Annotated in this window: 22 protein-coding genes and 1 tRNA gene; 7 read left to right on the plus strand and 16 right to left on the minus strand. The window is 67.2% G+C overall.

Annotated elements, in window-relative coordinates:
- Positions 1-581 (plus strand): GTP cyclohydrolase I FolE (gene folE / locus F4Y45_09800; protein MXY24801.1); only part of this gene is annotated, 581 nt, incomplete at its 5' end.
- Between the two features lie 90 nt (positions 582-671).
- On the opposite strand, the gene F4Y45_09805 is transcribed toward folE, so the two are convergent.
- Genes F4Y45_09805 through F4Y45_09820 form a run of 4 tightly spaced genes read right to left on the minus strand, consistent with a single transcriptional unit; the run spans position 672 to position 5,224 of the window.
- Positions 672-1,892, minus strand: coding sequence for a GTP-binding protein (locus tag F4Y45_09805; protein MXY24802.1), 1,221 nt, complete (start codon positions 1,890-1,892; stop codon positions 672-674).
- 3 nt (positions 1,893-1,895) lie between these two features.
- On the minus strand, positions 1,896-2,465 hold the full coding sequence (locus tag F4Y45_09810; GenBank protein ID MXY24803.1) for a hypothetical protein: 570 nt from the start codon (positions 2,463-2,465) through the stop codon (positions 1,896-1,898).
- Entirely contained in the window at positions 2,456-4,084 is a 1,629-nt protein-coding gene (locus tag F4Y45_09815) for a ferrous iron transporter B (protein ID MXY24804.1), read from the minus strand. Before F4Y45_09815 ends, F4Y45_09810 begins: the two co-directional genes overlap by 10 nt.
- A gap of 12 nt (positions 4,085-4,096) precedes the next feature.
- Positions 4,097-5,224 (minus strand): SidA/IucD/PvdA family monooxygenase, encoded by a 1,128-nt coding sequence (locus tag F4Y45_09820; GenBank protein MXY24805.1) that lies wholly within the window; start codon positions 5,222-5,224, stop codon positions 4,097-4,099.
- Between the two features lie 401 nt (positions 5,225-5,625).
- Here F4Y45_09820 and F4Y45_09825 point away from each other — a divergent pair, with 401 nt between their 5' ends.
- The 3 genes from F4Y45_09825 to F4Y45_09835 all read left to right on the plus strand — a co-directional run bounded on the left by F4Y45_09825 (position 5,626) and on the right by F4Y45_09835 (position 6,732).
- On the plus strand, positions 5,626-5,910 hold the full coding sequence (locus tag F4Y45_09825) for a hypothetical protein (protein MXY24806.1): 285 nt from the start codon (positions 5,626-5,628) through the stop codon (positions 5,908-5,910).
- A gap of 116 nt (positions 5,911-6,026) precedes the next feature.
- Positions 6,027-6,344 (plus strand): hypothetical protein, encoded by a 318-nt coding sequence (locus F4Y45_09830; protein ID MXY24807.1) that lies wholly within the window; start codon positions 6,027-6,029, stop codon positions 6,342-6,344.
- Positions 6,277-6,732: a type II toxin-antitoxin system VapC family toxin gene (locus tag F4Y45_09835; protein MXY24808.1), complete on the plus strand. Its 456-nt coding sequence runs from the start codon at positions 6,277-6,279 to the stop codon at positions 6,730-6,732. Before F4Y45_09830 ends, F4Y45_09835 begins: the two co-directional genes overlap by 68 nt.
- Here the strand turns inward: F4Y45_09835 and F4Y45_09840 are convergent.
- From F4Y45_09840 to F4Y45_09855, 4 genes are all read right to left on the minus strand, one after another.
- Positions 6,729-7,970, minus strand: coding sequence for a winged helix-turn-helix domain-containing protein (locus F4Y45_09840; GenBank protein ID MXY24809.1), 1,242 nt, complete (start codon positions 7,968-7,970; stop codon positions 6,729-6,731). The genes F4Y45_09835 and F4Y45_09840 overlap by 4 nt on opposite strands.
- Positions 7,971-7,973: 3 nt before the next feature.
- A complete protein-coding gene (locus F4Y45_09845; GenBank protein MXY24810.1) occupies positions 7,974-10,715 on the minus strand; it encodes a TonB-dependent receptor plug domain-containing protein in 2,742 nt (913 codons plus the stop codon).
- A 199-nt stretch (positions 10,716-10,914) separates the two neighbouring features.
- Entirely contained in the window at positions 10,915-12,702 is a 1,788-nt protein-coding gene (locus F4Y45_09850) for a PQQ-binding-like beta-propeller repeat protein (protein ID MXY24811.1), read from the minus strand.
- A gap of 98 nt (positions 12,703-12,800) precedes the next feature.
- Positions 12,801-13,154 (minus strand): tRNA-binding protein, encoded by a 354-nt coding sequence (locus F4Y45_09855; GenBank protein ID MXY24812.1) that lies wholly within the window; start codon positions 13,152-13,154, stop codon positions 12,801-12,803.
- Between the two features lie 87 nt (positions 13,155-13,241).
- On the opposite strand from F4Y45_09855, the gene F4Y45_09860 reads away from it, so the two are divergent.
- Together F4Y45_09860 and F4Y45_09865 are read left to right on the plus strand one after the other, a co-directional pair.
- The gene (locus F4Y45_09860; protein MXY24813.1) at positions 13,242-13,724 is read left to right on the plus strand and encodes a hypothetical protein; all 483 of its coding nucleotides are present in this window, start codon (positions 13,242-13,244) and stop codon (positions 13,722-13,724) included.
- A 1-nt stretch (position 13,725) separates the two neighbouring features.
- Entirely contained in the window at positions 13,726-15,816 is a 2,091-nt protein-coding gene (locus F4Y45_09865; protein MXY24814.1) for a pyrroloquinoline quinone-dependent dehydrogenase, read from the plus strand.
- 47 nt (positions 15,817-15,863) lie between these two features.
- Here the strand turns inward: F4Y45_09865 and F4Y45_09870 are convergent, their stop codons facing one another.
- From F4Y45_09870 to F4Y45_09890, 5 genes are all read right to left on the minus strand, one after another.
- Positions 15,864-16,043: a hypothetical protein gene (locus F4Y45_09870; GenBank protein MXY24815.1), complete on the minus strand. Its 180-nt coding sequence runs from the start codon at positions 16,041-16,043 to the stop codon at positions 15,864-15,866.
- 23 nt (positions 16,044-16,066) lie between these two features.
- Positions 16,067-16,153: transfer RNA gene (locus tag F4Y45_09875), tRNA-Leu, on the minus strand.
- Positions 16,154-16,164: 11 nt separating this feature from the next.
- Entirely contained in the window at positions 16,165-16,518 is a 354-nt protein-coding gene (locus F4Y45_09880) for a hypothetical protein (protein ID MXY24816.1), read from the minus strand.
- Positions 16,515-18,758, minus strand: a complete 2,244-nt coding sequence (locus tag F4Y45_09885; protein ID MXY24817.1) for a thioredoxin domain-containing protein — start codon at positions 18,756-18,758, stop codon at positions 16,515-16,517. Before F4Y45_09885 ends, F4Y45_09880 begins: the two co-directional genes overlap by 4 nt.
- Before the next feature lie 80 nt (positions 18,759-18,838).
- Positions 18,839-19,777 carry an MBL fold metallo-hydrolase gene (locus F4Y45_09890; protein ID MXY24818.1) on the minus strand — a complete coding sequence of 313 codons (939 nt, stop codon included), beginning with the start codon at positions 19,775-19,777 and terminating at the stop codon, positions 18,839-18,841.
- Between the two features lie 86 nt (positions 19,778-19,863).
- On the opposite strand from F4Y45_09890, the gene F4Y45_09895 reads away from it, so the two are divergent.
- Positions 19,864-20,532 carry a TetR/AcrR family transcriptional regulator gene (locus tag F4Y45_09895; GenBank protein ID MXY24819.1) on the plus strand — a complete coding sequence of 223 codons (669 nt, stop codon included), beginning with the start codon at positions 19,864-19,866 and terminating at the stop codon, positions 20,530-20,532.
- A gap of 69 nt (positions 20,533-20,601) precedes the next feature.
- Here F4Y45_09895 and pheA read toward each other — a convergent pair whose 3' ends face one another.
- The 3 genes from pheA to F4Y45_09910 are packed head-to-tail and all read right to left on the minus strand — an operon-like array spanning position 20,602 to position 22,660.
- Positions 20,602-21,489, minus strand: a complete 888-nt coding sequence (pheA, locus tag F4Y45_09900; GenBank protein ID MXY24820.1) for a prephenate dehydratase — start codon at positions 21,487-21,489, stop codon at positions 20,602-20,604.
- A gap of 3 nt (positions 21,490-21,492) precedes the next feature.
- Positions 21,493-22,380 (minus strand): YihY/virulence factor BrkB family protein, encoded by an 888-nt coding sequence (locus tag F4Y45_09905; protein MXY24821.1) that lies wholly within the window; start codon positions 22,378-22,380, stop codon positions 21,493-21,495.
- A complete protein-coding gene (locus F4Y45_09910) occupies positions 22,364-22,660 on the minus strand; it encodes a YtxH domain-containing protein (protein MXY24822.1) in 297 nt (98 codons plus the stop codon). Before F4Y45_09910 ends, F4Y45_09905 begins: the two co-directional genes overlap by 17 nt.
- Positions 22,661-22,664: the final 4 nt, after the last annotated feature.

The raw sequence follows: 22,664 nt of genomic DNA on the forward strand, positions 1-22,664 counted from the left end.
GCCGCGCCGAGGCGGAGGCCGCCGTTCGCACACTGATCGAGTGGGCCGGGGACGATCCTGACCGGGAGGGACTGAAGGAAACGCCCGAACGTGTCGTGCGAGCCTACGAGGAATTCTTCGCCGGATACGCCGAAGACCCGGTCGCCTTGCTGGCCACGACCTTCGAGAAGCCCGCCGACTATGACGAGATGATCGTCTTGCGCGACATCCGCATCGAGTCCCATTGTGAGCACCACATCGTTCCCATCCTCGGCAAGGCGCATATTGGTTATCTGCCGAGAGGCCGCGTCGTCGGCAGTTCCAAGCTGGCGCGCGTTGTCGAGATGTTCGCCAAGCGGTTGCAGATCCAGGAGGCGCTGACGTCGCAGATCGCGGAGACCATCCAGAAGGTGTTGGAGCCGCGCGGTGTCGGCGTCGTCATTGAGGCGGCGCATCAATGCATGACCACACGCGGCATCCGCAAGCCGGGTATCAGCATGGTCACCAGCCGTATGTTGGGAGCATTTCGCGACGACCGGACCACGCGGCGAGAGTTCCTGTCGATGATCGGTAGCCACGGGAGCGCTCTGCATGAGAGCTGAGCGTACCGACCCGACGGCTTCGCGGGTTCCCTCTCCGGCGGGCGCTGCCCGGCGAAACCGGCTGTGGATCTCTTCGTCGAAGCAGACGGACTACGGTTCGTCTTCTTCTGCCTCCATCCACTCCGGCAGCGGGTCGTCCAACGAAGCCCAGCCGGAAGCGTCGGAGGCCATCTCGGCGTCGGTCAGCAGGCAGCCGTCCAGCGCTGCCTCTATGGCCTCTTGCTGCATCTCGATTCCGATGAAGACGATCTCCTGACGGCGGTCGCCGTGGTCGGGCTCCGATACCCGATTGACCCACTCCAGGGTCTCCGGGTCGTCGGCGAGTTCTGCCGGGTCCAGCGCGGCGAACCAACGGCCTCCGGGATCCAACGTCAGCGAGTCTCCGGCGATCGAGAGTGCGCCGGCCACGTCATGGCGGGTAGCCAGCCAGAGGACGCCCTTCGCCCGCAGCACGCCTTCGAAGCAACCTTCGAAGATCGCCGCCAGCCGCGCCGGATGGAAGGGCCGTCGCCTCCGATAGACGAAGCTGCCGATGCCGTACTCCTCGGTCTCCGGCGTATGGCCGCCTTGCAGTTCCTGAAGCCAACCCGCCGTTTGCTCGACCCGTTCGAAATCGAACAGGCCCGTATCGAAAATCAAGTCGAGCGGAATCCGCCCATAGATCGCCGGGACGAACGTCGCCGTCTGGTTGAGCTTGCGCAGGATCCCGGTCAACCGTGCGACTTCTGTCCGACTCATCTGGTCGGTCTTGTTGAGCACGAGAACGTTGGCGAGCTCGACCTGATCGACGAGGAGCTCGGCGATGGAGCGGTCGTCTTCGCCGTCGACCCCCAGCCCGCGATCGAGCAGGTCTTCTCCGGAGCCGAAGTCGCGTAGAAAACGCGGGCCGTCGACGACGGTGACCATCGTGTCCAACCGGGCCAGCTCGCCGAGCTGGGCGCCAAGCTCGTCCGACAAGGCGAAGGTAGCCGCGACGGGAAGCGGCTCGGAGATACCGGTTGATTCGATCAGCAGGTAGTCGAAGCGGCCCTCCCGCGCCAGCCGTGCAACCTCGTCGAGCAGGTCTTCACGCAACGTGCAGCAGATGCAGCCGTTGGACATCTCGATCAACCGCTCGTCGACGCGGCTGAGCTCGGCGCCACCGTGGCGAACGAGCTGGGCATCGACGTTGACCTCGCTCATGTCGTTGACGATGACCGCGACGCGGCGACCTTCGCGGTTGTGCAGCGCGTGGTTGAGCAACGTCGTCTTGCCGGCGCCCAGGAAGCCGGAGAGTACGGTTACCGGAAGGCGTGGGTCGTTCAATTCGATTCCTCACACGGGCTCAGGATGCGGCTGGCCGTCGATTGCGTCGGCGAGCGCACGCCAAGCCTGGGGAAGCGCCTGGGGCGGCAGGCGCTTGGAAGGCCGTTTCCATTGGCGCAGGACGGTGCGGCGATACTCCAGACCGCAACGCGCGAGCGCCCACTCCTCGTAGTCCGCGATGCGTCGAATGGCGGCGACGGTCAAGTCAACCGGTACGCGGGGCGACGGGGGCGTCTGTGCAGTCGGGATTGCGTCGGGCTTCCAAATCGGCTCTTCGGTCGTCTCCGACGCCAGCCAAACGGGTCGAAACTGGTAACGGTTGAGGAAGACGCCGCCCTTCCGCGACGTTCCGTACAGGAGGCCGAAACCCCACAACTTGAGGCTGTCGCCGTCGGGCAGCGCGAGCGTGTAGCAGCTCGACCCCGTTTCTCCTTCGGGTGGCCGTCGTCGGAGGAAGCCTGCTTCGAGCAGGAGGTTGCCTTCCGGACGCACGATGTCCCGGCCCCAGTTCCAGCACTGCCGGTCCAGCAGCTGTTGTCCCTTGCGTCGGCGGGCGTCGGAGATCGAGTTTACAGCCACGCTCCGCCCCAAGCCAGCAAAGCGCTGAACCCGGCGGCCGCCACCGCCTGCCGGCCCACCAGCCGCAGCGCGAACGCGCGGCCCTGCTCGCGTGCAATCGTCAAGCAGGTGACCAGGCAAGGCAGCAGCACGCCGGCCAGGTAGACGGCCGTCAACAGTTGGACGGCGCTGATGCTTGCGGCGACACCCGGCTCCGCGAGCAGCAAGATGCCGTCCTTGCGCACGCTCGCCAGGACCACCGCCAGGGCCGCCTCCGAGGGCAATCGAAAGACGGCCATCGCCGGTTCGACGACCGCCGACGCAGCTTGCAACGCGCCCAGCCAATGCAACAGAGAAGCCGCGGCCGTGATCAGAAAGAAGACCGGCAAGGCCCTGCGATAGAACTCCCGAACGACGCCCTGCGCCTCAACCCAGATGGCCCTCGGGCGCGGCCAGGTCAAGAAGACCCGGCCCTCCGTCAACAGCGCATTGAAGGGAGAACGAGCCGCTTGCGGCGCGATGAGCCGAGCGTAGGCGAGCGTGGTGGCGCCAAGATAGAGCAGGTAGGGCAAGACCAAATCGGGTCGTCCCGCCGCGGCGAAGACCGCCAGCGTGGCCCCCAACTGATACGAACAGGCGGAACCGAAAGCAATGGCCGAGACGCATACGCCCCGCGAGCAGGCCGACGACGAGCGCGCGCTGATGACGGCGGGCACGTTGCAGCCGAAACCCATCACGACCCGCGCCAACTCCCGGCCCGTCATGCCGAACGGCCGCAGCCACGGATTCATGGCGTTTGTCAGGCGATCGAGCAGGCCGCTCGCCTTGTACGCACTCATCAGCAGCGCATGGAGCACGACCACCGGAGTTGCCCACACCAACAGCAGCGGCCCCATCGTGACAAAGCCGTAGTCGCCGGCCAGGATCTCCGCAAGCGGCTGCGGCCAGCTCGTCAGCAACCCGGCCAGCGGCCCGGTCAGGGCGCTGACCCAGGGTTCGATTCGATCCGCGAGACGGTTGGCGGCGTCCACCGCGACCCAGGCGGGCATCAACAACAGCAGCAGCGCCAAGAAAGGCCCAAGGGCGGAGCGCTCCAGGAAAAGCGGGCGCGGACGGACGCTCAGATCGCCGAAGTCCAAACCGGCTTCGGCAGGGACCGGGCTGGGCGCTTCCAGCGCCTGCATCAGCCTTCGACGATCGTCGGCGTCCAGCCGCCGAGCGTCCACCGCGACCACCGGCAAACCCGTCCGGAGCGCCAACTCTCGCAGCCGCGCCTCCACCTGTAGCCGGGCGAGTCGGTCCCTGCGGGTCACGACCAGTGCGCCGCGTCGACCTGCCGCGAGCGGCAGCAGGTCGGCCAGGTCCGCGTCCAGTGCGGTTCCCTGGGCGACCAGCAGGACCGTATCGTCGTCGCCCAGCCGCTCCAGGGCCAGTCGGGTGGTCTCAACGTCGGAGCTGCGTAGCAGCCCAGGAGTGTCGATCAGCTCCCAATCGTCCACTCGGTAGGAGTCGCAGCCGACGGTGGCGCCTCGGAAGTTCGAGGCGGCGCTGGGCGTTCCCGCCAGCGACGCGGCCAGTTGCGTCTTGCCGACGTTTTCCTTACCCAACAGAACCACGGTGCGACTTGGCGACGGGAGCATTTCACGGCCCCTTCAACAAGCGCAGTCATCGCCGCAGCACGACAGATCGTCGAGGTACATTCCGTAGCGGCGGTACTCCTCGAGCGGCTCCACGCTGACCCGCAGGCGACGGGCGATCTGGTTGGCCACCACGGCGAAGCGCTGGCGGAACTTGTAGATGAAACAGAAGATGACATCGCCCTGACGCACCTGCGGCCCGACCAGGAACAGCCCTTTCGTCACGGTGGACTCGTCGTCTTCCGTCAGCAGCGGAAAACCGTCATCGCGCCAATCGAACAGCGAGTGAATGAGGCTTGCCGAACCGACGAATCCAGAGGCCAGGATCGGCTTCTCGGCGCAGTCGACGACGTCACCGTCCACGAGTGCCAACTGATAGCCGTTGTCCTTGCGGCGGACGCCGACGACCGGACAGTCGCCGCGCAGCGTCACCCGACCCGAGTCGACAGCCGAATCCAAACGCGCTTTCGTAAAGGGCGACAAGAGTTGGCTGGGGTCCGAGCTGCTTCGCGTCCAGGGCTCCTCGCGGTCGAAGACGACGGCTCGTCGACCGGCGGCGGCCAGCGCGACAGCGGCGTCGGCGCCGCTCTCGGAGCCGCCGATGATGTATCTCTCGTCGCCGCTGACATCGTCCCACGAGGTCACCCTGGAGTTGTGCAGGCAAAGCTCGGCGCCGGGGAAGCCGTTAATCCGCGGGTACTGCATTTCTCCGCCCGCCCAGACCACGAACCGCGCGCGGATGTCGCCGCGGCTCGTCGCCACCCGAAACCGCTTGGGTCGACCTTCCGTCGCGACCGAGAGAACGTCGACCCCGGTCTCTACCGGCAAGTCGAAATGCTCCGCGACCCTTAGCAGATAGCCGGCGTACTCCTCCCCCGTGGGGTGCTCGACGCCGATCGAGTAGGCCGGCGAGGTGTGCAGACAGACGGCGTTCAGGTCGAGGGCGCCGAACTGGGTGCTGTTGAACGACGGCGTAATGAAGCGCATCTGCCGCGGCCAAAGCAGGAACGAGGCGCCGATGGCGGCACGGTCGAGGATCACGAAGTTCTCGATTCCGAGGTCGCGCAGCGTCGCACCAAAGCCGAGACCGGCGGCGCCGGCGCCGACGACGACAATGTCGAACGAGCGGGCTCCTTTCGTCATTTGGCTCACCCGACCCGTTTCGTCTCCGCCGAGGCGTCGCTCGCCATCGCGCGGTTGTTGAGCGCTCTCCAGTCCCGTGTGTCTTTCATGCCATTTGCAGTCAATCGGTCCATCACCTTCCCCCTCCCGAGACCCACTCTTCGCGACCCTGGTTCTGTTTTCCATCGTGCAGGGCAGCCGAGAACGCGCCAGGAGACAGCACCCTGAACGCGCGCAAGGCACGACACCGCTCAGCAGTGTCGGGAGACGCCATCCTGAAACGCAGTCAGCCGGAAACAGGCGCCATTGCCGTAGCGCGCAGGCTCATGCGCTGACGGCAATACGCCGTCGACCAACGATGGATGAAACGCAGCGTGTGACGGGAACTAGGCGGGCGGGCCGCGGGCGGGGAGGCGACGGATGTGACCGGACGCGATCCATTCGCCGTCGGCAGCCTGCTCAAGCGGCTCCGTAACCTCGGCGAATCCTATCTGCCACGAGCCGGAAAGCTCGGCGGCAGACTGGTGTCGGAGCTGGCAGACGGCGCAATGCTGATCGGCCGCGTGCTCCTCGTGACAGAAGACCTCCGCGGCGGCGGCGCCGGCCACCGCCATAACCAGAACGACGATCCATGCGCGCCACGTACTGTTACGAAATACGAGCCTCGTGCGGGCGCGTCCTCGCTGGACCATCGGTTTTCACGCTAGCAGAGATCGCCCCAGGGCCGCAAGGGCCGCCGCGTATTCGGCACCCGCCCTCGGCTGCGGAGCCGCCCGGATAACGTCCTGGGCAGTTAAGACCATTATGGCCTTATAATGTGGTCATGCAGTCCATAAAGGTGACCGAACTCAAGGCCCAATTGAGCCGTTATCTGCGACGGGCCTCGCGTGGGGAGCGGATCACCGTCAGAGACCGGGACGACCCGATCGCCGAGCTGGGGCCCGCTCGCGGAGAACCGCTTTCCTGGCGTGACCGCTTGGTGCGCGAGGGTCGGCTCCGGCCCGGAACTCAGAACTGGAGCGCTCTGAAGATCTCGAACATCCCGCGGCGCGTCGACATCCAGTCGTCGCTCCGTGCGGTCCGCGAGGATCCAGGTGAAGTACGTCGACGCAAGCGCGGTGCTGCGAGCCCTGTTCGTTGAGCCCGGGCTGTCCGTGTCATTGATGGCCGGCGACCACGTGGTGTCCTCCCGACTCGTTGAGATCGAAGCGTTCCGGGCCGTCGATCGCGAGCGACTGCTCGGCAACCTCAATGATGCCGAGACAGCCATCAAGCGCAAGGAGTTGACCGAACTGCTTGCGATGATGGATCTCGCGCCCGTTGACGGCTTGGTGATCGACCGGGCGAAGAGCTCGTTTGCCGTCAATCTCCGTGCGATTGATGCGATCCATGTAGCAACGGCGGAGTTGCTGGCCGCTACGGCCGACGGGGACGCACTGGAGTTCTGGACACACGACGAGCGTCAAGCCACGGCGGCCGTTTCATGCGGACTTACCGTCCGTGGCGCCGGTGCCGATGATCACGATTAAGGCATTCGGATGTCCGTGGCGCCGAGGAAGTTCGCGAGATCCGCGATCGCCTCGTCCAGTTTGACACCGAAATCCGGAGTCATCGCACAGTCGGGCTCTACGTGGAGCGCCCGGATCTCGAGCAGGCTGCGGTCGCGGTGGAGCTTCGGATCGAGTCGTCCGACGAGGCGTCCGTCGTGAAGGATCGGCAACACGTAGTAGCCGTACTTCCGCTTCGCGGCGGGGACATAGATTTCGACGGTGTACTCGAAGTCGAGAAGTTCGGCCGCGCGCCTTCGCTGCCAGAGGAGGGAATCGAAGGGGCAGATCAGCGTGGTCCCGGTCGGCTCGAGCAAATGGTCGATCGCTTCGAGATATTCAGGCAGGGCGTAGCAGGGCCCCCGCAGTCCCTCCACTTCCACCTCGACGATCCGTTTCTTCCGCAGGTTACGGGCGATGACCCGGTCCCGCTCTGCCGCGCTGAGTTCCGGCCCGGTGAAGTAGTTGACGAGGTGTCGTTCCGGAGCGATCCCGCACCCTGAGAGGCCGATCAGGAGCCAACTGTCATGGTACTCGGTTAGCGACGCGACCGGCCCGTCGGGGTAGACCCGCTCCGCCACGTCGTAGATGCACCGGAAGTGCCGCCGCCCGCTCAGGGCGACCCGGCCGTCATGCCATAGCAGATTGAGCGAGCGCTTGTCCTCCTTCAGGCGCCACGCAAGCGAGTCCGTCTTCTCCCCGCGTTCGGCCGGGTGCGGCTGGAAGTCGACGCTCTCCAGGGGCCCCTCCGTGCGCAGCCGCCGCAGCACTCGCCGCTTCGACGCCGTCGAGGTCGCGTATCGGTCCCACCATACGCGTCCCGACCAGCTCTCGGGAGGGAATCGTCGCATCCGCCGCCGCCCGAGAGGGAGATGGGAAATGGGAAGGATCGAGGCTTCGTGTCCCCAGTACTCGTACGCGAGGCGATCCCCGTACACCCACCGATCCACTGTCGAGCGGTCGTACGAGCCGAACCGGCTCCAGAGGGTCAGATAGTGGGCCCGGTCCACGACGTTCACGCTGTCGAGTTGGAGGGCGCCCGTCCGTTCCAGGTGGTCGACGAAGGCCGCGGCGCCCAGTGTAGTCGACCCACGGGGCCGGTCGAACCCCTGGCGGTGTAACCACAATCGGGTTGCCGCCTCCCGGGTGAACTTCGGACGGCTCCGGCGGGTCCCGGTCACGTCCGCCCGCGGACGCTCACGCGCCGCGTGCGGCTCCACAACTCACCGCTCACTACCGCCGTGGCGAGGTCGAATAGAACAATCTGCATGGCGAACCCGTCGATCACCACCGCCACCTCGCGCCGGGTCCAGCCGTCTTCGTCGAGAACCCACCGTCTGCCACCGGTAGCCGAGGCGTACATAGTAAAAGCTGCCGCTGAAGCCGAACGGCGTGGAAGGCGGATAGCGGTTACCGAGCCTGCCTGGGTCGGGGTTCTCGTCCGGATGGGTGTTCAGGACGTTCCCGCCGCCTATCGTGAGCGAGACGGCGCTACTGACGGGCCACGTGGCCTCGACGTCCAGGATCGCCCTGCCCGCGTAGCGTCGCACGTCCCGCCGGTCGAACCAGCCGCCGTAATAGCTAAGCCGGCCGAGCAGCGTGCCGCGGCCGACGACCTGGTTGACCGTAGCGCTCCAACGGGTGTTCGGCAGCGCTTCCTCCAGCAGCCGGATCCTGTCGGCGAGCTGATCGGGATTCAGCAGCGCCGGATTGAAGTCGGTGGCAGCCGTGTCCGTGTAGTTGAAGAGCGCGCCGATCGCCGTTCTCCCCCCGAGGGACGGCGGTGTCCAGGCGGTGACCACATCGAGCCCCTGCGTCCGGGTTTCCAGGTCGTTGGTGAAGAATCGAAAGTTCGCCAGGTTGCGGGCACTGGTGATTCCCTCCGCGAGCAGCCGGTCGACTTCCGTGGCATCGAGCGCGAACAGCCTGCTGAGCGCCAACCGATCCGAGAGATCGATCCGGAAGTAGTCGGCGGTCAGCGTGAACGTGCCTTCACCACCGGCCACGGCGCCGACGCTGATGTTGACGGACCGCTCGGGCTCGAGGGGGCGGCCGCCGCGCAACCGGGCGACTGCGGAGGTCGAGGGAATCGTGCCGTTGTTGACCAGGTCGTCTAGCGCGAAAACGTACTGGGTCGCCACGTTAAACGCGTTCTGCTGTCCGGGAGTCGGGGCGCGGAATCCGCTGCTGAGGCTGCCGCGCAACGCAACCTGCCCGGAGAGCGGAACGCGGCCCGAGAGCTTGCCGTTCACGGTCGCGCCGAAGTCGGCGAAGCGCTCGATCCGGGTGGCCGCCCCGACGACCCAGCTGCGCTCGCCGCGCAACTCGACGTCGCCGTACACAGCGGCACTAGCGCGGCTCCAGCGGCCGGCGGCGATGGGGCTGAATCCCGGCGTGCCGTTGGAACCCACACTGAAGCCCTGCGCGGCGTACGGACCCTGGAGCCATGACTCCGGCTGGCCGAGGCCGATCCGGAACTGCTCGTTGCGCCATTCGACGCCGCCGGCGAGATGGACCCGGTCGCCGAAGGCGCGGCTGAGGTCGAGATTGACGCCGATCTCCCGCTGCCCGTAGAGACCGACATCGAACGTCGTGGGCGTCTCGGGACCGAGCGAGGCGTTGACCGTGTTGTGGATCGAGAAGTCCGCGCTATTCGCGCCAGCGGCAACGCTCGCATCCCAGAGCACGTTGCCGGCGAGCCGCCCGCGCAAGCCGCCGACCGCCGAGACGTCGCGCTCGACACCGCCGAAGCGCGGCGCGAAGCCACCCGGGAACCGCTCCTGGAACGAGAAGCAGTGCGGATCATCGAAGATCTGCCCAAGGGCAGCCGGATCGGGTACATCGTTCGTGATGGCCACCGTGGGGCAGCGCGCCGAACCGTCGCCGCGCGCGGCGAGCACGTCGCCAACGAGCAGGGTCCGGCCGCCGTCGTTGCTGAACACGCCACCCCGGGTGTTGGGATTCCGGTAGTAGTAGAACGTGAGCACGTCCCTGCTCGCGTAGTTCGCGTGGCCGTACGCCCGCACGCCGTTGGCGAACAGGTAGCCAAGGTTGGCGAAGAGCTTAAGGTCGTCCTCGACATCCGGTGCTCCCCACCGCTGGGCCGGGTCGCCGACGTGGAGATTCCCGGCCGCGATGAGGGCTGCCGCGTCGGACCGCTGCACGCTGCGGTCGGTGGACGCGGTGTTGCCGTATTCCAGGCTGAGGTTCGCAAAGCCGGTCCGGCCGAGCGGCAGGCCGACGTTGGCGGCGACGCCGTACTGCCCGCCGTCGCCTGCGCCATGCAGGCCGGTGTGCAATTCAACGACGCCGCCGATGCGGTCGTCCTTGAGCAACAGATTCAGCACCCCGGCAATGGCGTCCGAGCCGTACTGCGCCGATGCGCCGTCGCGCAGCACCTCGATTCCCCGCAGCGCGATGGCGGGAATGGTCGAGATGTCGGGGCCCTGCGCCCCGTCGGCCACGCCGCTGCCTTGCCAGTTAATGACCGCCCCACGGTGGCGGCGCTTGCCGTTGACGAGCACCAGCAGATGGTCGGGCGCCAAGCCCCGCAGGCTCGCAGGTCGGACCACCGCGCCAAGATCGCCGTCCTCCTGCGGGTTGACATGGAAGGACGGAAGGAGGACTCGCAACTGATTGGCCAGATTGAAGTCGCCCCGAACGAAATCGGTGGCCGGGATGACGTCGATCGGCACGGTCGAGTCTGTGACCGACCGCGGCCGGGCGCGGCTGCCGACGACGACGACTTCCTCGTCGAATTGCGGTGCCGGATCGTCCGGCCCAAGGTGCTCGGCCGGCGCTTCCGGGGCTGTGTTCCGACCCGCTTCGTCCTGTTCGGTCTGCGTGGCGGCCGGTGGCGGCTCGTTCTGCCGGTCCTGCGCCTGCGCGAAGACCTGGACGCAAAGGACCAGCGCCGGCAACAGCCACGCCTTCAGCACTACCGCTGCCGAGGAACGGCCGAGCACCGCAAGGTGAGTCGCCCGGGGGAATCGCGCCCCCGGGCGCTCGCAAGACTGTAGGTCCGCCTCCTCTCGATTCATGGGTGTCCCTTCGGCTCACACGAGCGTAGACGTCACTTTCTGCATCGGTGTCGGGCGTGACAACGTCACGGCGCTACGTCGGGGCCCGCCAAGAAATGGGAGTCTTCCCGCCCGCTACGGACTACTACGGAGCACGATCACGCTCCGGCAACGAGAACACAAACAGGTTGTTACCCGTCCCCGGCTGCAACTCCGTCGTCAGGCGGAGGTTGTCCCGCGTGCTGAGCGACGAACCGGTGCTGATGGCGACGTACTGGATGCCGTCTACGGCGTAGGTGACGGGAAAACCGGTCACCTGCGAGCCGAGGTTGACTTCCCACAGCACCTCGCCAGTCTCGTGGTCGAAGGCGCGGAAACGGCCGTTGCTGTCGCCGCCGAAGATGAGTCCACCCGCAGTGGCGACCAGCGACGTGGTGCCGGCCCGCTGTTCGTAGAGCCAGGCGGTCTCGCCGGTGGAGGCGTTGATGGCCCGCACCGTGCCGACCTGATCGGTGCCGGGGGCATGCACGATCCGCTGCGAGAGGTTGTAGAGGCTGCCGTCCGCCGTCGCCAGCATGCGCGCGCAGGCGTTGCGGAGCGGGAAGTACATCATGTTGGTGATGGGGCTATAGGCGCCGGCTTCCCAATCCTTGCCGCCGGTGACGAACGACGGGCAGATGAGCATCTCGTTGTTTTCGCGGGTGAAGATCAGCTCCGGGTTCTCGGTGACGGCTCCAGTCGAGCCGTCGATGTGGGTGATGACGTTCTGCGCGGTTGTCGGCGTCGCCCAGAGGAACTCGCCGGTGGCGCGGTCGAGGGTGTAGACCACCCCGGTCTTCCCCGGGATGCCGGTCATCACGCGGTACGTCTCGCCCCGCCGCAGCCGCGGGTTGATCCACGAGACATGCTCCGGGTCCGGCGTCATCGCCGTGTCGACCAACAGCCGCTCGTACGGATGGTCGAGATCCCAGTGGTCGTTCAGATGCTGGTAGAACCACTCGATCTCGCCGGTGTCGGCGTTCAGGGCGAGCGTCGAATTGTGGTAGAGGTGCGTGTTGTCGACGCCGCCGATCATGAACTTCGGCGCGGGCGACGTGACCGACGTGCCGATGTAGACGAGGTTCAGCTCGGGGTCGTAGCTCGGGACCATCCACGCCCCGACATGCTTCCGTTCCTCGAACGGGACGCCTCCCCAGGTCTCGTCGCCGAATTCACCGGGGCCGGGAATGAGGCGCCGGCGCCACAGCTCCTCGCCCGTCGCGGCGTCGTGGGCGACGATGACGCAGGCGTGCGGACCGCCCTTCGGGGCGCAGCTCCGGCCGGAGATCACTTTGCCGTCGGCGACGATCGGACCCGACGTCTGGTTGGCGGGATTGACGGTGTAGTCGAGCACCATCGTCTCCCACGCCACTTCGCCGGTCCGCGCGTCTACGGCGATCACCCAGTCGTCCGACGTGCTGTCGAACAGGTAAGTGCCGTGGATGGCGATGTTGCGGTTCGTGTCGATCAGACTGCCGATCATGTAATCGGCCAGATCGTCGGGCCGCTGGCGGCGGTGCTCCCAGATCAGGTCACCGCTCACCGCGTCGATCGCCTGGATGATGTCGCGGGGGTTCGGCATGTACAGAACGCCGTCGTAGACGAGCGGTGTCCCCTGCTGCAGGCCGGGGCCGAGCGGGCGCGTCCAGACCATGCGGAGGCCGGCGACGTTGTCGCGATCGATCTGGTCGAGGGGACTGAAGCCCCAGGTATTCAGCGTGCGGCGCCACATTAGCCAATCCTCGGGATCGGGATCCTGGAGCATGGCGTCGGTGACGGGGACGAACTCGCGATCGGCCTGCTGCGCCTGCATGGGCGCGAAGAGGAACAAGGCGACGGCGAGCGATGCGAGAAACAGGAACACCGGCGTCCGGACGAAGGGCTGGAGCTTCATGCGGGCAGCTTAGCCGGGATGCGGGGCGCGTTCAATCGCCCAGCCGTTCCCCCGACGTCGCCGCCGGCAACCTCGGCCAGCTCTTCCCCGCGCGGTGCTCACCCGGCGCGGGTGCCATTCGGGACCGGGCGCTCCGGGGTCAGGAATGCCGGCTGAAGGCCGTCCTCATACCCGACGTCGAAGAGCATGCCCTCCGAGACTTCCCCCATCATCTTCCTGGGCTTCAGGTTGATGATGAACAGGGCCTGTCGGCCTTCGATTTCGATCGGATCCTCGCGCTCCTGCTTCATTCCCGCGAAGATCGTCCGCGTGTGGTCACCGAAATCGACCGTGAGTCGAACGAGTTTTCTCGAGCCGTCGACCTCGCTGACACGCTCGATCGTGCCGACGCGAGCGTCAACCTGATTGACGATATCGAGCTTTATGGCGGGCTTCACCGGTGCGGGCTTCATGGTTTCTACTCGCTTCTTGCAACGTTCGGGGGTGAGCCGCTAGGGTAAGCGTTCACTTAACTGTAGCCCGCCCTTAGGAGAGATCACATGACGCCTCGTATTCCCAGCACGCTTGTCGCCGCGCTCATCGGCCTCGCGGTGGCGGGAACGGCCAATGCCCAGAGTGGCGCCCCGGCATCCGAGATCAGTTTCAGCAGCGTGGCTCTCAACGTGGCCGATATTCCCCGCGCGGAGAAGTTCTACACCGAGGTCTTCGGGCTGGTGCGGACTTTTCAGTTTCCGCCAGAGGGCGAACCCATCGAAGTCGGCCTGGGACGGCCCGATCAGCCGGGCGGCATGGGCCTGCTGCTAGCGCACTTCAACGACGATCCGCTCCCCGAGGGAAAGGCGGCCTACGGCCGGATCATCATCTTCACCAGCGACGCGCGAGGGCTGGCGGAGCGGGCGGTGGCCGCCGGGGCGAAGATGCTGAGAGACGTCGGGCCGCCGGACGGCCCCGTCATCCTGTTCCTGTCGGACCTGGACGGCTACGAATTCGAGCTGTATCAGCCCGCACCGGGCGGAGAGTAAGATGACGAGGAAGATCGGACGCGCCGCCGCCGCAGCGGCGTTGGCGGCGCTCGTCCTGACGGCCGGTAGCGCACGCGCCCAGTCGAACGGACCCTGGCAGAGCTACGGCACCGAGAACGGCGAGTGGCGGAGCTACGCCGGCAACATCGCCGGTCAGAAATACTCCCCTCTCGACCAGATAGACGCCGGCAACTTCGGCCAGCTCGAGATCGCCTGGGAGTGGATGTCGGTCGACCGGCACCTGAGCCGCACCAGCCCCGGAGGCGGTGAGTGGTACGCGCCGCTGGACACGATCGTCGAATCACTCGTCGCCGATACCCCGAATCTCTACCGGGAACGCCAGTCGCCGAACCCGTCCAGGTTCCAGGCGACGCCGTTGATGATCGACGGCGTGCTCTATTTCAACACGCCGCTCTCACAGGGCGTGGCGGTTGATGCCGAGACCGGCGAGACCCTCTGGGTCTTCAATCCGAAGACTTACGAGGAGGGCACTCCGTCCATGTCCGGCCCCTGGACCCAGCGGGGCGTCGCCTACTGGACCGACGGCGAGAGGGACGAACGGATCTTCTGGGGCACCGGCGCCGGCTACCTCGTCTGTGTCCAGGCGAGGTCCGGGCGCCCGTGCGCCGATTTCGGGCCGGACGGCAGCGGCATGGTCGACGCCATGGTCGGCATCCCGCGGGTCGACCGGGAGGCGCGCGACTACCTCAACGCCCTGCTCTACTCGATCAACTCGCCGCCGATCGTCGTGCGCGATCGGGTGATCCACGGCTCCCACATCGCCGACGTGCGCGTCACCAAGGAAGCCCCCCCGGGGTGGGTGCGGGCGTGGAACGTCCGGACCGGCGAGCACGAATGGGATTTCCATACGGTCCCCAACAGCCCCGACGAGTTCGGGGCCGACACCTGGCTCAACGAGTCGTGGCGCTATTCGGGCAACGGGAATGTCTGGTCGATGCTGGCCGGCGACAACGAGCTGGGCTACGTGTATCTGCCTACCGGCACCGTCACCAACGATTACTACGGGGCGGACCGCCTGGGCGACAACCTGTTCTCGGAGTCGATAATCGCCGTCGACATCGAGACCGGACAACGGGTCTGGCATTTCCAGGCGGTGCACCACGGCCTGTGGGACTGGGATTTCCCCACCCATCCCAACCTGATCGACATCACCGTCGACGGTCGCGACATTCCGGCCCTGGCCCAGGTGAGCAAGCAGGGCTTCACCTACGTGTTCGACCGGGTCACCGGCGACCCGGTCTGGCCGATCGAGGAACGCCCGGTCCCACAGGAAACCAACCTCCCGGGCGAGGTGCCGTCGCCGACGCAGCCCTTCCCCACCAAGCCTCCGCCGTTCGAGTATCAGGGCGTGACCATCGACGATCTGATCGATTTCACCCCGGAAGTCCGGGAGATGGCGCTCGAGGCGGTGAGCGAGTTCACGCTCGGCCCCATCTTCACGCCGCCGCTGCAAATCGTCGAGGGGGTGACGCAGGGCACAATCCAGCGACCCGCGATCGACGGGGGCGCCAACTGGGGCGGCGCCGGCGTCGACCCGGAGACCGGCGTCCTCTACGTGCCCTCGAACAACCGCTCCTCGGTGCTGCACTTCTACACGCCGGACCCGTCGACCACCGGCGCCACCATGGCCATCACGCAGGCGGCCTTCGGCAGCGGACGCCAGCCGGCGATGCCCCAGGGGCTGCCCCTGTTCAAGCCGCCGTATTCCCGGATGACCGCGGTGGATCTGAACGCCGGCGACATCGCCTGGATGCAGCCGAACGGCGACGGGAACCGAATTCGGAACCACCCGATGCTGCGCGACCTCGACCTCCCGCCGCTGGGCGGCGACGGTCGGGGCGGGCCGCTGGTGACGAAAACCCTGCTCATCAGCGCGCTGACGGCGGGCGGCACGGATGACGGTCCCCGGCTGGTCGCGCGCGACAAGGCGACGGGACAGATCGTCGGGTCGGTCGACCTGCCCACCGGCGCGATTGGGACCCCGATGACCTACCTGGTCGACGGGCGCCAGCACATCGCCCTGACCGTGGGCGCGGGCCCGCGCCTGATAGCGTTCGCCCTGCCTGAGTAGGAAGGCCGTTCTCCAGGAATCGGCGGCCGGCCAGCGGAAGTCGACCGTCAGGCCTGCCGACGATCTGCAAGAAGGATGTTGTCGATCCGCGTATTCACGTCTCGAATCTGCGCCCGTACGTCACCGAGCTGCGTGGTCAGATCACGTCGCACACCTTCGACCATCCGCCACACGCCAAGTAGAACCGCAGCACCGGTCAAAACGGTGGCGACCACGTCCAGGCCCATGTCTCCATTCTATTCCAGAGTTGTGCCGAGGGTGGGGGTTGAACCCACACGGCCCCTGGGGGCCACAGGATTTTAAGTCCCGTGCGTCTGCCTGATTCCGCCACCTCGGCACATGATTCGTTCAGTGGGTCTGCGTGCTCCCCTGCGCGTTGGCGAGAACGCGGCTGATGGTGGCCGTCAGCGTCTCCGCGTCGGCGTCGAAGGGTCCGGCCACCACCGCGCCGCTCGGGATCTCGATGAAGATGGCGACGCCGCCCTCTACCTCGTTGACGATCCAACTGAAGCCGTGCAGCGTGACGGTTCGCTCTTCCGCCCCATCGGGCTGCTGCACCGCGTCGAACGCGCCGAGGGTCGACTCCAGCACGCGGCGGACGTCGTCGTCCGCCCAGGCGAGCGGCTCGGGGCCGTCGAACTCCACCTGGCGCTCGACCACCTCGTCCTGCCCCTTCAGGAGCACTTCCACCATGAACTTCATCGCGCTGCCACCTTGCCATTCTCCTTCAGTTGCGCCTCGAGCCGGGCCGGCTCGGTTACGGGCTCCCGGCACGCGAAGTCGGCGCAGACGTGAGCCGTCGGCCTGCCGTCGATCTGCCGCATCGCACCGATGAACGGCGCGCGTTCCGCCAGCCGCGCCTGCGCCTCGCCCGGGGCCACAACCACGCGGACGGCAAACGGCAGGTAGCACGCGGCGACGACCCGTTCGAGCTCCCGCGTCGCGGCATCGCCGGGTTCACCGACAATCACCACCTGCGTCACGCCGTCACGCGGTGCATGGTGGCGCGTCAACGCCGCCATCATCATCGGCGACGAACGGGCCGACTGGCCGAAACGTCCGCCGAAGCCGGCAAGCACCTCGGCCGCCCGTGCGGCCGCGGCGCGGTCGCCCGTGAGATGGGCGATCGTCTGCAGGTTGCCGACCGCCACCGATCCGGCAGCCGGCTCGGCCCCGTCATACTCCTCCTTGACGCGGAGCAGGACCGACGGGTCGTCGCCGGTGGTCGCGAACCACCCGCCGTTCGCTTCGTCGCGAAACAGAGCGTCCTGGCGCGCCTGCAACTCGAGCGCCCAGTCCAGCCACGCGGCGTCGCCGGTCGTCTGCACGAGCTCCAGCAGCCCCCAGATGACGCAGGCGTAGTCCTCGGCATAACCGTCAATCGACGACGCCTGCCCGCCGGTCGCCTGACTCGCATGCCAGCGGCGCGCGAGCACGCCGCGCCCGGCGTCCCAGAGCCGCTCGCGGACGAACCCCGCGGCGCGGATGGCCGCCTGCAGGCTGCGCTCGGCCGCCTCGCCGCCCAGCACATGGGCGGTGCGCGCAAGGGCGGCAATCATCATGCCGTTCCAGGCGGCGAGCACCTTGTCGTCGAGGTGGGGGCGCGGCCGCTCGGACCGGACGTCGAACAGCCGCTGCCGCGCCGCCACGAGGGAGCTCTCAACATCTTCCGGCGGACGGCCGGTCAGCCGGGCGATCTGCGCGACATCCTGCTGGAGGTAGGGAATGTTCTTCCCGCGGAACTCCCCCAGCGGATCCTCGGGCGCGTTGCCGTTCGGCTCGATGCCGAAGCGGCGCGCGACCAGATCGGCGTCGTCTCCCAGCAGTTCGTCGATCTCCGAGAGGGTCCAGAGGTAGAACGCGCCTTCGGCTTTTCGGGGGCGCGGGCTCGCCGCCGCGGCCTCCGGCGGGACGCTGTCGGCATCTTCCGCCGAGTAGAAGCCTCCCTCCGGATGCGTCAGATCGCGCAGGACGTAGTCGATGGTGTCGGCCGCCACCGTGAACAGCGACGGCGCATCGACTGCCTGCCCCGCTTCCAGGTAGGCCAGCACAAGCTGGGCCTGGTCGTACAGCATCTTCTCGAAGTGCGGCACGCGCCAGGCGGCGTCGACCGAATACCGGTGGAAACCTCCGCCGACGTGATCGCGGATGCCGCCGGCCGCCATCGCTTCGAGCGTGGCGACGGCGATGCGCCCGGCGTTGGCGTCGCCGGAACGGACCGATTCACGGAGCAGGAAGAGCAGCTCGGCCGGCCGGGGAAACTTCGGCGCGCCGCCGAAGCCGGCATGGGTCGTATCGAACGACGAGAGGAACTGGCCGGCCCCCGCTTCGAGCGCGTCGGCGCCGGGAGGTACTGGCGGCGGCAAGCTGACCGGCGGCGCTCCGCCCGGAATGATGATCCCGCCCGTGGTGCCGGCTGACGGCGCCGCCGCCGTCGGCGACTGTATCGCCCGCAGCCGGTCGAGGATGGTGTCGGCCGATTGCTCCAGCTCGGCCCGGTTCGATGACCAGCGCGACGCCACCTCGCGAAGGACATCGGCGAAGCCGACACGTCCCCAGCGCGAGTCAGGCGGAAAGTAGGTGCCGCCGAAGAACGGCTTGAGGTCGGGCGTCAGCCAGACGCTCATCGGCCAGCCGCCCGAGCCGGTGGTCGCCTGGACGAACGCCATGTAGACCCGGTCGACGTCGGGGCGCTCCTCGCGGTCCACCTTTACCGGCACGAAGTGCTCGTTGAGCAGCGCCGCTATGCCGGCGTGCTCGAACGACTCGTGCTCCATCACATGGCACCAGTGGCAGGTGGAGTAGCCGATCGACAGGAAGATCGGCTTGCTCTCCGTCCGGGCGCGCGCGAACGCTTCGTCGCCCCAGGGATACCAGTCGACGGGATTCTCGGCGTGCTGCTGCAGGTACGGACTGGGCTCGGCGGCCAGACGGTTCGGCATCGGGTAATGGGGGTGTCTCGTGCACCGGGTAGACGTCCATTATAGGGCGCGCACCGTGCGGGCCGACTCCGCGCGGCGCGTCAGCGACCCTCGTACAGATACCCGATGATGGGCCGCACCGACTGCCCCGTGACCGAGTACTCCTCGAGATCGTCCGGGAGCGCGTAGGCGGCCGCCGCCTCGTCGGCGGAACGTCCCGCCGCTCGGCTTCGCTGCGCCTGATCGACGAGGTCGTTGTAGAACCGCGCGTAGTCCTCCAGATCGCTCCACACCAGCGGCGTGTGCCAGTGCCCCGTAATGATCGTGTCGACGTCGGGCACGTTGGCGAGCACCTTGTTCAACGTCTGCCCGAACTCGCTGGCGCTGCCGCCGTTGCCGTTCTGCGCGTCGATGAACGGCGCGAACTTCCCGAGGAACATGTCCCCGGTGTGCATCGCGCGCGACTCGCGGAAGACGATGAACGTATCGCCGTCGGTGTGCCCCGGGCCGAAATGGTAGAGGTCGATGGCGTCCGCGCCGCTGAACAGCGTCAGGCGGTCCGAAAAGGTGGTCGACGGGAGGTACTTCGCGTTCTCGCCCTGGAAGTCGTCGCAGTTGGTCGGCACCGGCTGGCAGTCGTCGCGGGCCATGGCGCGCCGGATGTTCTCGTGCGCGACGAATTCCACCGTGTCCGGGAACTCGGTGTTGCTGCCGGAATGGTCGAAGTGGGTGTGCGTGTTGATGATGTGGGTCACCGGCCGGTCCGTGACGCGCCGCACCTCCGCCATGATCGCCTCGCCGTAGCCCTCCAGCTTGGTATCGACCAGCACGACGCCGGAGTCAGCCACGAACAGCGCCGTATTGCCGCCGGTCCGCATTCCCTCGCCGGCGTCCCCTTCCGATCCGAGCATCCAGAGGTTGTCGGTCACCCGGATCGTCTCGATCGCGGGTCTCTCTTCCTGTGCCTCGAACGCCGCCACGGTCAGCGTCATTCCGACGCCCGCCGTCACCAGCCCCGCCAGGCAGATCACACGCAACATCGCACTCCCTCCTGCGCGACCAATCGCACTGTTGCTAGAATCTCCTCGGCCCCTCGCGGCCCCGTTTAGGTAAGCGAACGCTAACTATGGGCGATTCTGTCACAGCACGGAAGCCGAAACAAACGGCGCGGCGCCGGGCGCGGCCGGCACGCGTCCGCCTGTCTGCGGCGGAGCGGCGCGCCCAGTTGATAGACGTCGCGATTCCGCTGTTCGGCGAGCACGGTTTCGCGGGCACGACCACCAAGGCGATCGCCCGGGCGGCCGGCGTCAGCGAAGCGATCATCTTCCGCCACTTCCAGTCGAAGGAAGAGCTGTACGCGGCCGCCTTCGACCGGTGGCGCGGAAAGAACACGGACCAGTTCGTGGACATCCTGCAGGGTTACGCGGACCGCGGAGACGACCTGGAACTGCTGAGAACCCTCTATACCGTGATGCTCCAGGGGTATGAAAAGGACCGCGCGTTGCACCGCATGGTGCTGTACGCCGGTCTCGAACGGGGCACGTCCGGCCACGGCCAGATCACGGACAAGATGCAACACATGCCGGTCTACGATTTCCTCGAACGGTACATTCTGCAACGCCAGGAGGAGGGCGCGTTCCGGCCCGGCGACCCGTATCTGATCGCGACCGCGGTGTTGGGGTTGCCGCAGTCACACGCCCTGTGGACCAAGCTCTCGGCATTGCCGTCCGCACACTCCGACCACGTGGTCGCCGACCTCTACGCGCGGATGCTCCTCCAGGGGCTCCGCGCCTGAGCTGAGCCGGATTCGCCCGGGGATTCATCCGCCTGCACCGGGTAGCGGCCCGGTCCCGCGGGGCCGCCGCTACTGCCGCCAGGCCTGGTAGGAACCGAGAGTGCGGAGCGAACGCGCGAACTCCGCCAGGTGCATCAGGGCGCGCGCGCACGCCATGTCCTCCCGGTCGGCGCCGACATCGGCGTAGAACAGGTACTCGAACGGCCGGTCCGGAATCGGGCGCGACTCCAGCTTGAGTAACGCGACGTCGCGCAACGCGAAGACGCTGAGCGCCTTGAAGAGCGCGCCCGGAATGTCCGCCACGGTGAAGACGATGGACGTCTTGTCGGGGTCGCCGAGCGGAGTCGGATCGCGGCTGATGATCAGGAAGCGGGTGGTGTTCCCGGCGTAGTCCTGGATGGCGCGTTCGAGAACCGTCAGGCCAAACAGCTCCGCCGCCCGCTCGGAAGCGATCGCGGCGGTGTCGGCAAGCCCCTGCTCCTGAATTATCTTCGCGCTGCCCGCGGTGTCGTAGGTTGCGACGATCTCGGCGTCGTCGAGGGTCCGGAGAAACCGCTCGCACTGCGCCAGCCCCTGCGGGTGCGAATAGACGCGCCTGATGTCGCGGAGGCCGGTCCCCTCCCGCACCAGCAGGTTGTGGACGATGGGGTGCTTCACCTCGGCGACGATCGGCAGCTCGTGCTCAAGCAGCAGATCGTAGTTCTGGTGGATGCTGCCGCCGATGGTGTTCTCGATCGGCAGGATGCCGTGGGTCGCCTCCCCCGCCTCGACCGCCTTGAACACGTCCCCGAACTTCGAAAGAGGCAGCGTGTCGGTATTGGGATTGAAGCGGAGCGCCGCCGCTTCGCTATAGGCGCCCGGCTCTCCCTGGTAGGCGATACGCAAGATCTTCGCTCCTTGCGAGAAGAATACAGGAGCGCTCGCGCTCCCACGATGCACCGGCGTCCGCGCCGGCATCGGTTACGGTGCGCCGGCGTCCACGCCGGCATCGGCGCGCGCCTCCCGGATCCACGCATGGGTGAACTCGGCGCCGAAGAGAAAGATGGCGGCCGACGTATAGACCCAGAACAGGAACGCCACGACCGCGGTGATGGACCCGGCCAGCGTCAACTCCGAGAGGGCGCGGAGATACCACGAGAAGCCGGCCAGTCCGGCTTGCCACAACAGCCCGGTCACTATCGCGCCGACCCACACTTCGCGCACCCGGACGGCGGTATTCGGCACGAAGGCGAAGACGAACGCCGCGATCAGGATGACGGCGGCAAGAGGCAGGTACCGGCTCGGGATCGAGAGCAGCGTCTCCAGCAACGGCAGCCCGTCGACCAGTCGCTCGCCGATCCGGCTGGCCCGCACGAGGTCGCCGAGGCTGAGCCAGACGACGGAGACGACAAACACGGTTCCGACCGCGCCAAAGAGTGCGAAGGCCACCCCGTGGTGGCGCAACAGCGAGGGTGGGCTCTCGAGATCCCAGATGCCGTTGACGGCGGTCGATATCGCACGGAAAATGCCCGCCGCCACCCAGATGGTGACAATCACGCTCACGACGCTCATGCCGATGGTCGCCCCGGCGACGGCATCGAGTTGGGTCCGCACCAGGTCGATCTGGGCCGGAAAGAACTGAATCAGGAACCGTGAGACGTCCGCGCGCGCCGCTTCATCCGTCGTCCACCGGCCGAGGGCGGCGGCCGACAGCAGCAGCAGCGGGAAGAGGGAAATCAGCGCGTAGTAGGCAATGGACGAGGCATAGGTGAGGTCGTTGCCGGAAACCAGGCGGATTGCCGCCACCCGGAAGGCGCGCGCGAAGCGGCGTACCCTCCGCGCCACCCCCGCGCTACTGAACCACACCAGCCGGGGGCCGTTCGATCCCGGCGGGTTCCCCGGACGCCGGCTCGGGCGCCCGTGCGGCGGCCATCATGTCGTCGAAGGCGCGGCGTCCTTCCGCTACCGCGTCGCGCGCCTTCTCGACCGTGGCGCGAGCCCAGTTGATCTCGTCGACGAAGCTGTCGAGCGCCGGTTCCATCTGCTCCCGCACGTCGCGGCCGCGCCGCGTCAGGTACAGGAAGCCGACCAGTCCGCCGGCCACCGCGCCGAGTGCAACCGAAAGCAGTACCCGCGAGCGTTCATCCACGTTT

Source organism: Acidobacteriota bacterium (assembly GCA_009838525.1).
GTDB lineage: Bacteria > Acidobacteriota > Vicinamibacteria > Vicinamibacterales > UBA8438 > VXRJ01.

Excerpts from the sequence above, each read along its gene's own strand:
- F4Y45_09820 (MXY24805.1), bottom strand. The coding sequence starts at position 5,224 with ATGACGAAAGGAGCCCGCTCGTTCGACATTGTCGTCGTCGGCGCCGGC.
- F4Y45_09815 (MXY24804.1), bottom strand. The coding sequence starts at position 4,084 with ATGCTCCCGTCGCCAAGTCGCACCGTGGTTCTGTTGGGTAAGGAAAAC.
- F4Y45_09890 (MXY24818.1), bottom strand. The coding sequence starts at position 19,777 with ATGTTGCGTGTGATCTGCCTGGCGGGGCTGGTGACGGCGGGCGTCGGA.
- pheA (MXY24820.1), bottom strand. The coding sequence starts at position 21,489 with ATGCCGGCGCGGACGCCGGTGCATCGTGGGAGCGCGAGCGCTCCTGTA.
- F4Y45_09865 (MXY24814.1), top strand. The coding sequence starts at position 13,726 with ATGACGAGGAAGATCGGACGCGCCGCCGCCGCAGCGGCGTTGGCGGCG.
- F4Y45_09880 (MXY24816.1), bottom strand. The coding sequence starts at position 16,518 with ATGAAGTTCATGGTGGAAGTGCTCCTGAAGGGGCAGGACGAGGTGGTC.
- F4Y45_09860 (MXY24813.1), top strand. The coding sequence starts at position 13,242 with ATGACGCCTCGTATTCCCAGCACGCTTGTCGCCGCGCTCATCGGCCTC.
- F4Y45_09895 (MXY24819.1), top strand. The coding sequence starts at position 19,864 with ATGGGCGATTCTGTCACAGCACGGAAGCCGAAACAAACGGCGCGGCGC.
- F4Y45_09830 (MXY24807.1), top strand. The coding sequence starts at position 6,027 with ATGCAGTCCATAAAGGTGACCGAACTCAAGGCCCAATTGAGCCGTTAT.
- F4Y45_09855 (MXY24812.1), bottom strand. The coding sequence starts at position 13,154 with ATGAAGCCCGCACCGGTGAAGCCCGCCATAAAGCTCGATATCGTCAAT.
- F4Y45_09870 (MXY24815.1), bottom strand. The coding sequence starts at position 16,043 with ATGGGCCTGGACGTGGTCGCCACCGTTTTGACCGGTGCTGCGGTTCTA.
- F4Y45_09850 (MXY24811.1), bottom strand. The coding sequence starts at position 12,702 with ATGAAGCTCCAGCCCTTCGTCCGGACGCCGGTGTTCCTGTTTCTCGCA.
- F4Y45_09885 (MXY24817.1), bottom strand. The coding sequence starts at position 18,758 with ATGCCGAACCGTCTGGCCGCCGAGCCCAGTCCGTACCTGCAGCAGCAC.